General features: G+C 59.9%; 13 protein-coding genes. 10 read left to right on the plus strand and 3 right to left on the minus strand.

Annotation, left to right across the window (positions count from 1 at the left end):
• Positions 1–36: 36 nt before the first annotated feature.
• Together ACOYXG_RS14295 and ACOYXG_RS14300 are read right to left on the minus strand one after the other, a co-directional pair.
• Entirely contained in the window at positions 37–480 is a 444-nt protein-coding gene (locus tag ACOYXG_RS14295; protein ID WP_027612673.1) for a GNAT family N-acetyltransferase, read from the minus strand.
• Positions 477–1,238, minus strand: a complete 762-nt coding sequence (locus tag ACOYXG_RS14300; protein WP_460352372.1) for a carbon-nitrogen hydrolase family protein — start codon at positions 1,236–1,238, stop codon at positions 477–479. Before ACOYXG_RS14300 ends, ACOYXG_RS14295 begins: the two co-directional genes overlap by 4 nt.
• 615 nt (positions 1,239–1,853) lie before the next feature.
• Here ACOYXG_RS14300 and ACOYXG_RS14305 point away from each other — a divergent pair.
• Positions 1,854–2,918, plus strand: coding sequence for a 3-deoxy-7-phosphoheptulonate synthase (locus tag ACOYXG_RS14305; RefSeq protein ID WP_103366955.1), 1,065 nt, complete (start codon positions 1,854–1,856; stop codon positions 2,916–2,918).
• Between the two features lie 73 nt (positions 2,919–2,991).
• Here the strand turns inward: ACOYXG_RS14305 and ACOYXG_RS14310 are convergent, their stop codons facing one another.
• Complete coding sequence (locus tag ACOYXG_RS14310; RefSeq protein ID WP_460352374.1) at positions 2,992–4,170, minus strand: hypothetical protein; 1,179 nt, start codon at positions 4,168–4,170, stop codon at positions 2,992–2,994.
• Positions 4,171–4,507: 337 nt separating this feature from the next.
• On the opposite strand from ACOYXG_RS14310, the gene ACOYXG_RS14315 reads away from it, so the two are divergent.
• From ACOYXG_RS14315 to hbdH, 9 genes are all read left to right on the plus strand, one after another.
• On the plus strand, positions 4,508–5,377 hold the full coding sequence (locus ACOYXG_RS14315; RefSeq protein ID WP_103366953.1) for an esterase/lipase family protein: 870 nt from the start codon (positions 4,508–4,510) through the stop codon (positions 5,375–5,377).
• Between the two features lie 96 nt (positions 5,378–5,473).
• A complete protein-coding gene (locus tag ACOYXG_RS14320) occupies positions 5,474–5,755 on the plus strand; it encodes a peptidylprolyl isomerase (RefSeq protein ID WP_039758565.1) in 282 nt (93 codons plus the stop codon).
• Between the two features lie 135 nt (positions 5,756–5,890).
• A complete protein-coding gene (locus tag ACOYXG_RS14325; RefSeq protein WP_460352377.1) occupies positions 5,891–7,759 on the plus strand; it encodes an extracellular solute-binding protein in 1,869 nt (622 codons plus the stop codon).
• A complete protein-coding gene (locus ACOYXG_RS14330; RefSeq protein ID WP_027612667.1) occupies positions 7,759–8,820 on the plus strand; it encodes a microcin C ABC transporter permease YejB in 1,062 nt (353 codons plus the stop codon). The genes ACOYXG_RS14325 and ACOYXG_RS14330 overlap by 1 nt, the downstream gene beginning before the upstream one ends.
• A complete protein-coding gene (locus ACOYXG_RS14335) occupies positions 8,820–9,842 on the plus strand; it encodes an ABC transporter permease (protein WP_027612666.1) in 1,023 nt (340 codons plus the stop codon). Before ACOYXG_RS14330 ends, ACOYXG_RS14335 begins: the two co-directional genes overlap by 1 nt.
• Positions 9,843–9,851: 9 nt before the next feature.
• Positions 9,852–11,426 (plus strand): ABC transporter ATP-binding protein, encoded by a 1,575-nt coding sequence (locus ACOYXG_RS14340; protein ID WP_460352380.1) that lies wholly within the window; start codon positions 9,852–9,854, stop codon positions 11,424–11,426.
• Positions 11,427–11,566: 140 nt separating this feature from the next.
• Positions 11,567–12,982 (plus strand): sigma-54 interaction domain-containing protein, encoded by a 1,416-nt coding sequence (locus tag ACOYXG_RS14345; RefSeq protein WP_460352382.1) that lies wholly within the window; start codon positions 11,567–11,569, stop codon positions 12,980–12,982.
• Positions 12,983–13,259: 277 nt separating this feature from the next.
• Entirely contained in the window at positions 13,260–14,651 is a 1,392-nt protein-coding gene (locus tag ACOYXG_RS14350) for a GntP family permease (protein ID WP_095136155.1), read from the plus strand.
• Positions 14,652–14,658: 7 nt separating this feature from the next.
• Positions 14,659–15,432, plus strand: a complete 774-nt coding sequence (hbdH, locus tag ACOYXG_RS14355) for a 3-hydroxybutyrate dehydrogenase (protein ID WP_047294787.1) — start codon at positions 14,659–14,661, stop codon at positions 15,430–15,432.
• Positions 15,433–15,445: the final 13 nt, after the last annotated feature.

The raw sequence follows: 15,445 nt of genomic DNA on the forward strand, positions 1-15,445 counted from the left end.
TTCAATTCATCATCGAAGGCTTGCCGGCCGTGGGTTTCAGAGCACAAGTGTACCGAAATCGAGCTCCATCCTCAGGAAACACTCGTCCTCACCGCACACCTTGAAGCCTTTTCTCTTATACAGACTTTGCGCCGGATTATTTTTGAATACTGTCAAACGCAGTGCTGACAGTTTTTCACCGCGAGCCAAAGCGACAACCTGATCAATCGCCCAGGATCCTGCACCTTGCCTGCGAGAGACCTCGGCTATTTGCAGCTCGCGGATGTACAAGGCCCGGCGATCATGACTGAGACTGAAAAATCCCACAGGAACTTCACCAAGAAGGACCAGCCAGTTGTCCCGCCCATCCCAGGCAACGTCGAACGCTTCGTCCTGCCACAGCAGATCGTGGTCAATGTAATAACGCAGCATATTCTGGCACGTCAGCTCTCGGGCAAACGCCCGATCTGCCGATTCGGCACGACGCAATGCCCAGGTCACAGGTCTACCGCCACGGGTACTACCCGCCCCTGCCATGCGCCGGCATCACGCCGGACAATAACCAACACTTCACCCGGCCCTCGCGCCGCCACCACCAGCGTCCCGCTTTCAGACCAGAACGCGCTGCGACCCGCCGATTGCCATCCACCCGTGAGCCCGGCGTGATTGGCCATCAGCACCGCCATTGAGTGGTTTTGGGCATAGCCCTGCAGCAGCGCGCTATCCACGCCGTAGCCTTTTTCCCCGATCAGCACGCCTGCTGCGTACAGGTCGGCACCAAGATTGGCGGCCGCTGCCGCGTGACTGGCGTGGGAAAAGTCAGCGCAGACCGCCAGCGCTACGGTATCGCCGCCTATGCTCAAGGACGAACCACCAGCACCTGGGGCATAGAAAAGCTCTTCGCCACTGTGCAGATGTTGTTTGCTGTAAACCTCAAGAGAACCATCCCCTCCTAATGTCAGCGCGCCGATCAATACCTTCGAACTGTCCCTATCGCGAATCGGCATACCGACGACAGCGGTGAGGCCCAGCTCGCGAGCGCAATCGCGCAAGGGTTGCAGCACAGCATCCTGCGGATCGATTGCCAGGTCTGCGGCCATCTGGCCTTCGTAGCCTGTCAGCGACAGCTCCGGGAACACCAGCAGCTCGACGCCCTGCTCAGCCGCCACGGCCATGAAGCGCAAATGACGGGCGAGGTTCGCCGCCAGATCACCGGCAATGGAGAGCGACTGAGCTGCAGCGACCGTGAACATCGACATGAATCATCCTTGGTGTTTGTGCAAAGCAACCAGTGTGTCACAACGCCTGCAGCACTCAAGCGATAGGTAACCTCCGCAATGGCGATAGCAATTTCTGATTGCTCAGCCGTACGGGCCTCTAGTAAGCTCGGCGCATTCATCGGAGACAAACCATGTTCAACGCCCTCTCACAGCTTCGTTCCGCCAGCGCCCTGCGCTCGGTTGCGGCTGCCCGGGCGAATGACGTTTGCGCTCCTGTCAGCTTTTATTTTGGGTATTGGTTTAGCCACTGGCGCGCCTGATACCCACCGGCGCCCATAAAAACGGGTCGCCTACCAGAGAATTCTCAACCCCCGGTCGGCCTCCCGACCGGGGGTTTTGTTTTTTCAGGCCCCAAATTTTTCAGCAACACACCAGAACTTTGAGGAATCACGACATGAACTACGCCACTTATTACCGTTACGACACTTTTACCGCCTGGCGATTTAGCAACCTCCGCTCGGGACAGCCTGCCGCCTCCGATCGGTCACCCACAGGTGGCAAGCACACACACGCAGCCAATCCGGCCAATTGTCGAACACCCCAGTAGGGCCGAGTGAGCGGGAAACACCCGCCGCCAGCCCAGGAATCCCGAATATGAACTCGTCTGTTTCTGCTCTGCCACTGACCACCCTTGACTCTGCCAACGAAGCACTGACCCTGCGTCTGCCCAGCGCATTGCAGCTCAAACAGCAATTGCCCCTGAGCAATGCCCTCGCCCAGCAAGTCGCAGCCCACCGCCAGGCGGTCCGCGCGATCCTCAATGGCGAAGACCATCGCCTGCTGGTCGTCGTCGGCCCTTGCTCGATTCATGACCCGCGCTCCGCACTCGAATACGCCGAAAAACTTTCCCGCCTGGCCCATGAAGTCAGCGACGAGATGCTGCTGGTGATGCGCGCCTACATCGAAAAACCCCGCACCACCGTCGGTTGGAAAGGTCTGGCTTACGACCCGCACCTGGATGGCAGCGACGACATGGCTGGCGGCCTGACCCTGTCGCGTGAATTGATGCTTGAGATGATCCGCCTGGGGCTGCCCATCGCTACCGAGTTGCTGCAACCAATGGCGGCCGGCTACTTCGACGACCTGCTCAGTTGGGTTGCTATCGGTGCACGCACCACCGAATCGCAGATTCACCGGGAAATGGCCAGCGGCTTGAACATGCCCGTTGGTTTCAAGAACGGCACCGACGGTGGCGTAGGTGTAGCCGTCGACGCCATGCGCTCAGCAGCACATCCGCACCGACACTTCGGTGTCGACAGCCAAGGGCACCCGGCGATCATCCAGACCCCGGGCAACCCCGACACTCATATAGTGCTGCGCGGCGGTCATCACGGTCCTAACTACGATCGCGAAAGCGTCGCCCGGGTACATGCCGACCTGAGCCGACTGAAAATTCCGAGCCGGATCATGGTCGACTGTAGCCACGCCAACAGCGGCAAGGACCCATTGCGCCAGCCCGACGTGTTCAACGAGGTGCTCGAACAACGCCTGCAAGGTGATCGCGCCTTGATCGGCATGATGATTGAATCCCACCTGTTCGAAGGCTGCCAGCCCTTGAGCCCCACACTGCGTTACGGGGTGTCGGTTACCGATGGTTGCCTTGGGTTCAGTGCGACGGAACAGTTGCTGTCGAGCGCTGCCGAACGTCTTCGAGACTGATGATCCGAGCAGCCTTTGCGGGCTTATCAAAATCCCGCAAAGGCTGAGTCATCGCTCAGACTTCACCACCGGGTTATGCCCGCACCCGGATGCGTGTTATCTCGGAAGCCTGGCTGACATCATCCAGCCGCTCCACTGAATACGACACCTGCACCACAGTTTCCCGATGCTCTCGCCAGAAACGATAAGGCACGATGAATACCAAAGGCTCGCCTGCAGTTTCCCGGGTGATGTCCCGATCATCGCGGTGACTGAAATACTCACCATCGCATTTCAAGTAAACCAGCTCCCCCTCCTCGGCCTGGGCATTGCCGATCACCACGGTAATGCCATCCTCGGCATCTGCTGCCTCCAGTTCGCCATCTTGCGCTTCCAGTACCTGCGGAGCTGCGAGCTCGCCTCGCATCAATGGCGCGATCAGAATTCGCGAGGTTGCAGAGTTCCTCACCTGCTCCGCCCCTGACTCCACCCGGTAGCTGACGCTCACCTCCTGCATACGATGAGGGGCGATGCGATCTGCGGGTATCCAGAAAGACAGCGCTTCGCCGACAGCAAACGGCTCCACGAGCAACACATCACTGATCACCGGCAGTGCTTCGACACCTTGCCACGACAGGGTGACCCGGTCCCCGACAGCCATGCGGGCGTATGGTCGCACGATAACGCTAGTGCCCTGCGGAACACGGGCCGGATCGAGCGTCCCGCCCACCGTTTCTTCAAGGATCGGAGCCAGCAAATCGGGTTCCGGATCACCCACATTCAGCTGCAAACGCCTGGATGACACGGGCTTCTGAAGCGCAACGCTGTACAGCGTCCAGTAAACCTCCAGCGAGCCGCGCTCCAGCGCTGCGATGTGCAAACCCTTTATGACAAAGACGAGTTCCTGACCCACCTGGTTTTCACTGACCGCACGAGTGGTTTCGTGAATATAGGGCAATCCTTCGTCATCCAGCCCTTGCCAGCTCAGCACAAGTTTGTCGCCGCACAACATGTTCGGGTAAGGCGCCACCCTGACGAATGCATGGTCCAGTGAAGGATCAAGCATTCCGCCCTCCATAACCTCAAGCATCGGTGCAGGCAGCCACGAGTCTGGAGAGTCTGCCGCCGCAGACGCGTGTCGATAGCAGAATTCGAAGTGGTCGCCGTCCACCTTCAAACTCAGAAGACGGTGTTCACCGGATTCATCCGCTACAGGGGACATATTTGACGCTGGTACCACAGAAGAATCGCCGGTGGCTTCGTATATAGACATTCGTAGCTCCATTCCTTGGATAAAACGCCGCCGTGAAGGCCGCGTCGAACGAAATCCATTGAACACCATCCAGCGACCGGCGGAAGTCAGCACAACGCCTTCCGTCGGCAGGGTAAATACACCGCATGACGTAGGCTTACGAAGCAGAATCCAGCGATACCGGGCAAAAGATTGCCAAATGTTCCGACTACCCTCTCAAGCAGAAGCGAAAATTCGTACCGCTTTTAGTCCAATTTCCTTTCAGTACAGAGGATTTTTCAGACATCGCCGACCCGCAGGCCTGTTTTACAGTGGCACGCACCAACCACTGACAAGCATCTGCAAAAGAGGCAGGAACATGCAACGGAATGCGACAACCCGCTACCCCATCCTTTTGGTCCATGGCCTGTTCGGGTTTGACCGTATCGGCCATTTCGAGCTTTTTCATGATGTCAAGCAAGCGCTGAGGGAGGCAGGCGGGCAAGTGTTTGTGCCGCAGCTGTCCGCAACCCATGACAACGAAGTTCGCGGCCAGCAATTGATGTTCCAGATCGAGCGCGTTCTGCGAGGCACCGGCGCCGGTAAAGTCAACCTGATCGGACATAGCCAGGGCGCGCTGGCATGCCGTTATGCCGCTGCGCTCGCGCCGGAGAAAGTCGCCTCGGTGACATCGGTCAGCGGCCCCAATCACGGCTCGGAACTGGCTGACGCCTTACGCCTGGCGCTGGTTCCGGGAGGCCTGCCGGAGCAGGTGGCGGAGCACGCTGCGACACAGTTTGCGCGATTCCTCTCGCTACTCAGCGGTCAACCGGGTCTGCCGCAGGCCGCCGTAGCCGCACTCAATGCCCTGACGACTGCGGACGTCGGGCAATTCAACAAAAAATACCCTCAAGGCCTGCCTTCGACGTGGGGCGGCCAGGGGGCGGAACGGGTCAATGACGTCCACTACTACTCCTGGAGCGGCACGCTGCAGGACAATTTGTTGCAGGCTCTGGATCCAGTGCATTCCGTCTGCCACGCATTATCCAGCCATTTCGTCACGGAGGCCGGACAGAACGATGGTTTCGTGGGCCGTTACAGTTCTCACCTGGGCCGGGTCATCCGCTCCGACTATCCCCTCAATCACCTTGGCAGCTTGCGCCATCCGGGCGGGTTGCGAATACCCGGCGCGTATCCCGTCGACCTCTATGTCGAACACGCGATGCGCCTGAAAGCCGCGCAACTGTAGATGTACGTCAATGTACCGAGTGGAACTTTGCAGAGAAATCGCTTACTGAATCCGGTAGGCTCCACACTTTACTGAAATAGATTGGAGAATTTCCCCATGGCTAAAGCCACTGCCCGCCACATCCTGGTTTCCAGCGAAGACAAGTGCAACGAACTCAAGGCCCAGATCGAAGGCGGTGCTGATTTCGCCGAGGTCGCCAAGGCCAACTCCAGCTGCCCGTCCAGCCGTCAGGGCGGCGATCTGGGTTCATTCGGTCCTGGCCAGATGGTCAAGGAATTCGACACCGTAGTCTTCAGCGCGCCAATCAACGTCGTGCAAGGCCCGGTGAAGACCCAGTTCGGTTATCACCTGCTCGAAGTCACCAGCCGTCAGGACTGATCCGTCGCCTGATTGCTGTCCCAACGGCCCGCCTTTTGGTGGGCCGTTGTGTTTTGGTTACAGGATACGGCTGGCGACTGACGCGCCGCTCGCGTACAAATTGCGCTTATCGATCACCCGGCTTTAAGGCTGACAATGCGACTGGCTTTCCCGACTTTACTGTTCACTGCCGTGGCCCTGCTATTGGGCGCCGCCGGTGTGAACGCCACCCCGCAACATGCGTTGACCGTCTATGGCGAACCTGCCAAATACCCGGCCGGTTTCAGCCATTTCGACTACACCAATCCGCGGTCGCCCAAGGGCGGCACCATGCGCCGCTCGGCGATAGAGATCGGGCATTTCGATCACATCCTGCCTTATATAGATAAAGGCATCGGCGTCACCCAGATCGACGGCATGCTCTATTCGCCGCTGGCCCAGCGCTCGATGGACGAGCCCTACACGGTCTATGGCCTGGTGGCGCAAAAGATGGAGCGCTCGCAGGATGGTCTGTCGCTGCGCTTCTTCATCGATCCCAAGGCGCGTTTTGCCGACGGCAAGCCGATCACTGCCGAAGACGTGCGCTACACCTATGACCTGTTGATGACCCAGGGCAGCCTGCGCTATCGCACGCAGTTCGCCGACGTCAAAGGCGTGGAAGTGGAAGCGCCGCTGACCGTGCGCTTCGATTTCAAGAGCAACGAGAACCGCACCCTGCCGCTGGACATTGCCACCCTGCCGGTGTTTCCCGAGCACTGGTGGAAAACCCGCGACTTCGCCGGTGGCGGTGGCTATGAACCACCACTGGGCAGCGGCCCGTATCGGGTCGGCAAGGTCGACTCCGGGCGCAGCATCACCTTTGAACGCAACCCCGACTGGTGGGGCAAGGACCTGCCGGTCAGTCGCGGCCTGTATAACTTCGATCACTTCAGCATCGAATATTTCGGCGACACCGATGTTGCCCGTCAGGTATTGCGCGGCGGTGCCTATGACTACAACCGCGAGTTTTCCGCCACCGGCTATTCGATCGGTTACGACAGTCCTGCGCTGAGTGACGGACGTTTGCAGAAAGCCCACCTGGCCACCGAGGCCCCGCAATCGGCGCAGGGGTTCGTGTTCAACCTGCAGAAACCGATGTTCCAGGATCGTCGGGTGCGCCAGGCGCTGGCGATGCTCTGGGATTTCGAGTGGAGCAACCGGCAGATGATGCGCAACATGTACATCCGCCAGCAGAGCTATTTCTCCAATACCGCACTGGCAGCCCGCGAGCTGCCGGACGCCGCCGAACTGAAAATCCTTGAGCCGTTGCGCGGGCAGGTTCCCGACGAAGTGTTCACCCAGGTCTTCGAGGCGCCGAAAACCGATGGCAGCGGGCTGATCCGCGACAAGCAACTGCAAGCCCTGGAACTGCTCGAACAGGCTGGCTGGAAACCCGAGGGCGACCAACTGGTCAACGCCGAAGGCGAACCTTTGAGTTTCACCTTTCTGGTCAGCCAGAACGGTATGGATCGCCTGCTTCTGCCTTACAAGCGCACGCTGAAACAGATCGGCATAGAGCTGAATATCCGCCGCATCGACTCCTCGCAATACGTCAATCGCCTGATGAGCCGTGATTACGACATGATCGTCACCGGCTACCCGGTCAGCACGTCTCCGGGGGGCGAGCTGCTCAACTACTTCGGTTCGATATCGGCCAACGACCCCGGCGCCAACAATTACATGGTGCTGAAGAATCCGGCGGTCGACACCCTGATCAACGGCCTGATCCGCGCCTCGACCCAAAGCGACATGTTGCACTACGCCCACGCTCTGGACCGGGTGCTGCAATGGAACTACTACTGGATTCCCAACTATTACCCGCCGGGCACCTCCACCGTCTGGTGGAACCGCTTCGGCATGCCGGCGATCCAGGCCAGCAATGACGAAGCCATCGAGAGCTGGTGGGAAATCAGCAGCACGCCGTTGACCAACCAACAGATGACCGCCGAAAAAATCGGGCGTGGCAGACCCGGAGGACCGCACTGATGTGGGCATACATTCTGCGGCGCCTGCTGCTGATCATTCCGACGCTGGTGATCATCCTGCTGGTCAATTTCGTGATCATTCAGGCGGCACCCGGCGGCCCGGTCGAACAGGCCATCGCCCATCTGCAAGGCATCGGCGGTGCGAGTGTCGGCGGCAGTTCCAGCGAAACCATGAGCAACACTTCGCGCGCCAGCCGTGGCCTCGATCCGCAACTGATCAAGGACATCGAAAAGCAGTACGGTTTTGACAAACCGGCGCATGAGCGGCTGTGGCTGATGCTCAAGAACTACGCGCAGCTGGACTTCGGCAAAAGCTTTTTCCGCGGTGCGACGGTCACCGATCTGATTCTGGAAAAAATGCCGGTGACCATTTCCCTCGGCTTGTGGGCGACGCTGATCACCTATCTGGTGTCGATCCCGCTGGGCATCCGCAAAGCGGTGCATCACGGCAGCCATTTCGACATCTGGAGCAGCACCGCGATCATCATCGGCTACGCGATGCCGGCGTTTCTGTTCGCAATGTTTCTGATCGTGGTGTTTGCCGGTGGCACGTCATTGAACTGGTTTCCAGTGCGCGGTCTGGTCTCGGACAACTTCGAATCGCTGTCGACCCTGGGCAAGATTGCCGATTACTTCTGGCACCTGGTGTTGCCGGTGACGGCGCTGGTGATTGGCGGCTTCGCCACGCTGACGATCCTCACCAAGAATTCGTTCCTCAATGAAATCACCCGCCAGTACGTAGTCACCGCCCGCGCCAAAGGCTTGAGCGAGCGCCGCGTGCTTTACGGCCATGTGTTCCGCAATGCGATGCTGCTGGTGGTCTCGGGGATTCCGCAGGCGTTCATCAGTGTGTTCTTTGCCGGTTCGCTGTTGATCGAGGTGATCTTCTCTCTCGACGGCCTCGGCCGCATGAGTTACGAAGCGGCGGTTTCTCGCGACTATCCGGTGGTGTTCGGCTCGCTGTTCATCTTCACCCTGTTCGGCCTCCTGATAAAACTGATCGGCGACTTGTGCTACACCCTGGTCGACCCACGTATCGACTTCGCCGCGAGGAACGCCTGATGTTCAAGCTCTCGCCTCTGGGCCGTCGCCGTTTCGCGCGATTCAAGAAAAACCGCCGTGGCTGGTGGTCGTTGTGGCTGTTTATCGGACTGTTCGTGGTGACGCTGGGCGGTGAACTGATCGCCAATGACAAACCACTGGTGGTCAGCTATCAGAACCAGCTCTACTTCCCGGTCTTCAAGCGCTACACCGAACAGGAGTTTGGCGGGCAATTGCCGTTCCAGGCCGATTATCGCAGTGACTATGTGCAGAACCTGATCCGCAAGGGCGGTGGCTGGCTGCTGTTCCCGCCAATCCCGTTCAGCGACGACACGCCCAACTACGACCTCAATCAACCTGCGCCGAGCCCGCCCTCGAAGGTCAACTGGCTCGGCACCGACGATCAGGCGCGCGATGTGTTGGCGCGGGTGATTTTCGGTGCACGGGTATCGATCCTGTTTGCCCTGATGCTGACCGCCGTCAGCGCGCTGATCGGCATTGCTGCCGGCGCCCTGCAAGGCTATTACGGCGGTTGGGTCGATCTGCTCGGGCAGCGTTTGCTGGAGGTCTGGAGCGGATTGCCGGTGCTGTACCTGCTGATCATTTTGTCCGGCTTTGTCGAGCCGAATTTCTGGTGGCTGCTGGGGATCATGGCGCTGTTTTCCTGGCTGGCACTGGTGGATGTGGTGCGCGCCGAGTTCCTGCGCGGGCGTAATCTGGAATACGTCAAAGCGGCGCGCGCGTTGGGCCTGAGCGACCGCAAGGTGATTTTCCGGCACATCCTGCCGAATGCGATGAACGCGACGCTGAGTTACCTGCCGTTCATTCTGACCGGAGCGATTTCTACCCTCACCGCCCTCGACTTCCTCGGTTTCGGCATGCCCGCCGGCAGCGCTTCGCTGGGCGAACTGATCGGCCAGGGCAAACAGAACCTGCAAGCGCCGTGGCTCGGGCTGACAGCGTTCTTCACCCTGGCGCTGATTCTTTCTTTACTGGTGTTCATCGGCGAAGCGTTACGTGACGCGTTCGACCCTCGATCCTGAAGTGTGACCATGACTGATAACCTGATCGAAATCCGTGACCTGAACGTCGCCTTCCATGGCCAGCCGGCGGTGCGCGACCTGTGCCTGGACATCCGCCCCGGCGAGTGCCTGGCGCTGGTCGGCGAGTCGGGCTCGGGCAAATCGGTAACCGCGCATTCGATCCTGCAACTGCTCCCCGAAGGCGATGCGCAAACCAGCGGCAGCATTCGCTATCGCGGTCAGGAACTGCTCGGTGCCGATCCAAAGGTCTTGCGTGAGCTACGCGGCAACCGGATCGCAATGATCTTCCAGGAGCCGATGACCTCGCTCAATCCGCTGCACACCATCGAAAAGCAGATCGGTGAGACGCTGCTGGTGCATCGCGGCCTGGGCGGTAAAGCGGCGCAACAACGCATCCTTGAACTGCTGGAGCTGGTGGGTATTCAGAAACCCAAAGAGCGCCTCAAGGCCTATCCGCATCAACTGTCCGGCGGCCAGCGGCAACGAGTAATGATTGCCATGGCCCTGGCTTGCGAGCCGGAACTGCTGATCGCTGACGAGCCGACCACGGCGCTTGATGTGACAGTGCAACGCAAGATCCTGCTGCTGCTCAAATCCCTGCAACAACGCCTGGGCATGTCGCTGCTGTTGATCAGTCACGACCTCAATCTGGTGCGCAGCATTGCGCAACGGGTGTGCGTGATGAAGGCTGGCGAAATCGTCGAGCAAGCCCCGTGCGAAACCCTGTTTACCGAACCGAAACATCCTTACAGCTGCGTGCTGCTCAACGCCGAGCCGGAAGGCGAAGCCCTGCCCCGGGACGAACGCGAGAACGTGCTGGAAGTGGATGATCTGCGGGTCGAGTTTGTCGTCGGTGGCGGGCTGTTCCAGCGCAAACAATATTTGCGCGCGGTGGACGGCATCAGCCTGAATATCCAGCGCGGCAAAACCCTGGGCATTGTCGGTGAGTCCGGTTCGGGCAAGTCGACCCTGGGTCAGGCGATTCTGCGGTTGCTCGATTCCGAGGGCAGTATCCGTTTTCAGGGCACCGCCCTCGACGGCCTCGATCAGAAGCAATTGCGACCATGGCGTCGGCAGATGCAGGTGGTGTTTCAGGATCCGTTCGGCAGCCTCAGTCCACGGATGTCGGTGGCGCAAATCATCAGCGAAGGGCTGGAGGTACACTGTCAGTCCAGCGCCGATGAGTGCGATGCACAGGTGATCCGTGTGCTCAAGGAAGTCGGCCTGGATCCGGAAAGCCGTCATCGCTACCCGCACGAATTTTCCGGCGGTCAGCGCCAGCGTATCGCCATCGCCCGGGCGCTGGTGCTGAAACCGGCACTGATCCTGCTCGACGAACCGACCTCGGCCCTCGATCGTACCGTGCAGAAACAAGTGGTCGCCCTGCTCCGCTATCTTCAGGAAAAACACGGCCTGACCTACCTGTTCATCAGCCACGACCTGGCGGTGGTGCGGGCGCTGGCGCATGACATGATCGTGATCAAGGACGGCAAAGTGGTTGAGCGCGGTGCCAGCCACGAGGTGTTCGACTCGCCGCAGCATCCTTACACCAAGGAGCTGTTGGCAGCGGCGCATCCGGGGTAGGCATAATCGGCGCTTGCCTTGATACCGAGTAGCATCTATCGCGAGCAGGCTCACTCCTACATTTGAAATGCGTTCCATTGTAGGAGTGAGCCTGCTCGCGATGGCGTCGCCAAAGCCGAAAGACATTCAGGATCTGTCAGATGAACACCACCGAAAGCCTCAAGGACTACCAACGCGTTCGCACGCTGGCGATCCGCTCGCTGTTCGAGATCATCGAGCAGTCCAGCGAAGGCACGGTGATTGTCGATCGTGATGCGAACATCGTCTGGATGAACGAGCGCTATGCGCGGCGTTTTGGTCTTGAGTCGGCGAAAAAAGCCATCGGCCAACCCTGCGAAAGCGTGATCCCCGGCAGCCTGCTGCGTGAAGTGGTGCGCACCGGCCGGCCGATCCTGCTGGACATGCAGGACACACCGAAAGAGCCGCTGGTGGTGATGCGCCTGCCGATCCACGACGATGCCGGCGCAGTGATCGGCGCCATCGGGTTTGCTCTGTTCGACGAATTGCGCAGCCTGTCACCGATGCTCAAGCGCTACCTGAGCATGCAGGAAGAACTGGCCTCGACCCGCTCGCTGCTGCGGGCCCGGCAGACCAAATACAACTTTGCCCATTTCATCGGCACCAGCAGCGCCAGCCTCGAGGTCAAACGCCGCGCCCGGCGCAGTGCCAGCGCCGAATCCCCGGTGTTGCTGCTCGGCGAAACCGGCACCGGCAAGGAGTTGCTGGCTCAGGCGATTCACAGCGCTTCGCCCCGGGCGCACAAAGCCTTCGTCAGCATCAACAGCGCGGCAATCCCGGAGGCGTTGCTCGAAGCCGAATTCTTCGGCACCGCGCCCGGTGCGTTTACCGGCGCTGACCGCAAGGGTCGTACCGGCAAGTTGCAGATTGCTCAGGGTGGGACGCTGTTTCTCGATGAGATCGGCGACATGCCGTTGCCGCTGCAAAGCAAACTGCTGCGGGTGCTGCAGGAAAAGGAGTTCGAGCCGGTTGGCTCCAACGACGTGATCCAGAGCGATGTACGGGTGATCGCGGCGACTTCGACCGATCTGCAAGCCGCGATCAAACGCGGTGAATTCCGCGCCGACCTGTATTACCGACTTAACGTGCTGCCGATCCAGGTTCCGCCGCTGCGCGAGCGTCTCGACGATTTGCCGGCGCTCAGCGAGGCGATTCTTGAAGAACTGCGCAGTCAGCATGAGCTGAGTCGCGCAGCGCTGGATCTGCTCGGGCAACATGCGTGGCCGGGCAACATCCGCGAATTGCGCAACGTGCTGGAGCGCGCGGCGCTGCTCAGCGATGACCTGATCCTCACCGAAGAGGATATTCGCGCGGCCATCGGCACCTTTACCCCAGTTGAGCGTCCGTCGGTGTCGACGCTGGAACCGTTGGCGGAAGAGACTTTTGCCCAGGCACGGCAGCGGTTTGACCGGCAACTGATCCAGTCTGCCCTCGCACAATGTGCGGGAAAAGTGCCGGAGGCGGCGGCTCGGCTGGGGTTGGGGCGCTCGACGTTGTATAAGAAGATGCTGGCCTTGGGTATCGCCGAGTCTCAATAAAGAGACCCAAGTCTCTAATAAAAGACAACAGCAAAAGCTTCGCGAGCAAGCCCGCTCCCACAGGGAATACGCATCCCAAATGTGGGAGTGGGCTTGCTCGCGAAGGCGTCAGCCCTCTCGACAAAAATCTCCAAAGAGAGACAACCCTTCAACTCTCAACACGCTTAAACCTATAAAACTCTTACATTTCAATGATTTGAATATCTGGCACAGATCTCGCTAAAGCCTCTCCAGCACCCGCTTCACCCACAAAAATAACAATCCCTGGAGACACTCCATGAGTGTGATCATTGCCTTGGCAGCCCTCGCGCTGCTGATGCTCGCCGCCTACCGTGGCTACAGCGTCATCCTCTTCGCCCCGATTGCCGCCCTCGGCGCTGTCCTGCTCACTGACCCTTCCGCCGTCGCGCCTGCCTTCACCGGGGTGTTCATGGAGAAAATGGTCGGTTTCATCAAACTGTATTTCCCGGTGTTCCTGCTCGGTGCCGTGTTTGGCAAGTTGATCGAATTGTCGGGGTTCTCCCGTTCGATCGTGGCCGCAGCGATTCGCTTGCTCGGCACCCGACAGGCGATGCTGGTGATCGTGCTGGTCTGCGCCTTGCTCACTTACGGCGGCGTGTCGTTGTTCGTGGTGGTGTTTGCGGTGTATCCATTTGCCGCGGAAATGTTCCGCCAGAGCAACATTCCCAAGCGCCTGATCCCGGCAACCATTGCCCTCGGCGCATTCTCGTTCACCATGGATGCCCTGCCCGGCACGCCGCAGATTCAGAACATCATCCCCAGCACTTTTTTCAACACCACCGCGTGGGCCGCGCCGTGGCTGGGGGTGATCGGCACAATCTTCGTGTTCTGCGCCGGCATGCTGTTCCTGCAGCGCCAACGCAACAAGGCCCAGCGTGCTGGCGAAGGTTATGGCACCGAGCTGCGTAACGAGCCGGAAACCGCCGAAGACCTGAAACTGCCGAACCCATGGATCGCCCTGTCGCCGCTGCTGGCGGTGGGCATCATGAACCTGCTGTTCACCCAGTGGATTCCGCAGTGGTACGGCAAGACCCACAGCCTCGCGTTGCCGGGGATGGCCACGCCGGTGACCACGGAAATCGCCAAGCTCACCGCAATCTGGGCGGTGCAGGCGGCATTGCTGATCGGCATCCTGATGGTGTTGGTGTTCGGCTTCAAGGCGATCCGCAGCAAACTCGCCGAAGGCAGCAAAAGCGCGGTCAGCGGCGCACTGCTGGCGGCGATGAACACTGCCTCGGAATACGGTTTCGGTGCGGTAATCGCTTCGTTGCCGGGCTTTCTGGTACTGGCCGACTGGCTCAAGCAAATCCCCAATCCGCTGGTCAACGAAGCGATCACCGTGACCCTGCTGGCGGGTATCACCGGCTCGGCATCGGGCGGCATGAGCATCGCGCTGGCGGCGATGTCCGAGCAGTTCATCGCGGCGGCAAACGCCGCGAACATTCCGCTGGAAGTGCTGCACCGCGTGGCTGCGATGGCCAGCGGCGGCATGGACACCCTGCCGCACAACGGCGCGGTGATCACCCTGCTGGCGGTCACTGGCCTGACCCACCGCGAAGCCTATAAAGACATTTTCTGTATTACGCTGATCAAGACCCTGGCGGTCTTCGTAGTGATCGGCACTTTCTACGCCACTGGCATTGTGTGAGGTATTCATGACGACTCTTTCGGGCAAGACCGCACTGGTTACCGGTTCCACCAGCGGCATCGGTCTGGGCATCGCCCTGAGCCTGGCCAAGGCCGGCGCCAACCTGATTCTCAACGGTTTCGGTGATGCCTCGAGCGTGATCGCCGAAGTCGGCCAGTTTGGCGGCAAGGTCGGTCATCATCCGGCGGACGTCAGCGACCCGGCGCAGATTGCCGACATGATCGCTTACGCCGAACGCGAATTCGGCGGCGTCGATATTCTGGTCAACAACGCCGGGATTCAGCACGTGGCGGCCGTGGAGGAGTTCCCGGTAGAGCGCTGGGACTCGATCATCGCGATCAACCTGTCATCGGTGTTCCACAGCACCCGCCTGAGCCTGCCGGGCATGCGCGCCAAGGGTTGGGGACGAATCGTCAATATTGCCTCGGTGCATGGTCAGGTGGGTTCGACCGGTAAAGCCGCGTATGTCGCGGCCAAGCATGGAGTGATCGGTTTGACCAAAGTGGTCGGGCTCGAAACGGCTACCAGTAATGTGACCTGCAACGCGATCTGCCCGGGCTGGGTGCTGACGCCGCTGGTGCAGAAACAGATCGATGATCGTGCCGCCAAAGGCGTTGATCCGCAGCAGGCGCAGCATGATTTACTGGCGGAGAAGCAGCCGTCGCTGGAGTTCGTCACACCGCAGCATCTTGGGGAATTGGTGTTGTTTCTGTGCAGCGAGGCTGGCAGCCAGGTGCGGGGAGCTGCGTGGAATATTGATGGAGGCTGGTTGGCGCAGTAATGCTGCGCCCCTG

Source organism: Pseudomonas sp. G3-39 (assembly GCF_054790485.1).

Bases quoted from the DNA above. Each gene is read 5' to 3' on its own strand.
- ACOYXG_RS14300 (WP_460352372.1), bottom strand. From the start codon at position 1,238: ATGTCGATGTTCACGGTCGCTGCAGCTCAGTCGCTCTCCATTGCCGGT.
- ACOYXG_RS14305 (WP_103366955.1), top strand. From the start codon at position 1,854: ATGAACTCGTCTGTTTCTGCTCTGCCACTGACCACCCTTGACTCTGCC.
- ACOYXG_RS14310 (WP_460352374.1), bottom strand. From the start codon at position 4,170: ATGTCTATATACGAAGCCACCGGCGATTCTTCTGTGGTACCAGCGTCA.
- ACOYXG_RS14315 (WP_103366953.1), top strand. From the start codon at position 4,508: ATGCAACGGAATGCGACAACCCGCTACCCCATCCTTTTGGTCCATGGC.
- ACOYXG_RS14320 (WP_039758565.1), top strand. From the start codon at position 5,474: ATGGCTAAAGCCACTGCCCGCCACATCCTGGTTTCCAGCGAAGACAAG.
- ACOYXG_RS14325 (WP_460352377.1), top strand. From the start codon at position 5,891: ATGCGACTGGCTTTCCCGACTTTACTGTTCACTGCCGTGGCCCTGCTA.
- ACOYXG_RS14330 (WP_027612667.1), top strand. From the start codon at position 7,759: ATGTGGGCATACATTCTGCGGCGCCTGCTGCTGATCATTCCGACGCTG.
- ACOYXG_RS14335 (WP_027612666.1), top strand. From the start codon at position 8,820: ATGTTCAAGCTCTCGCCTCTGGGCCGTCGCCGTTTCGCGCGATTCAAG.
- ACOYXG_RS14340 (WP_460352380.1), top strand. From the start codon at position 9,852: ATGACTGATAACCTGATCGAAATCCGTGACCTGAACGTCGCCTTCCAT.
- ACOYXG_RS14345 (WP_460352382.1), top strand. From the start codon at position 11,567: ATGAACACCACCGAAAGCCTCAAGGACTACCAACGCGTTCGCACGCTG.
- ACOYXG_RS14350 (WP_095136155.1), top strand. From the start codon at position 13,260: ATGAGTGTGATCATTGCCTTGGCAGCCCTCGCGCTGCTGATGCTCGCC.
- hbdH (WP_047294787.1), top strand. From the start codon at position 14,659: ATGACGACTCTTTCGGGCAAGACCGCACTGGTTACCGGTTCCACCAGC.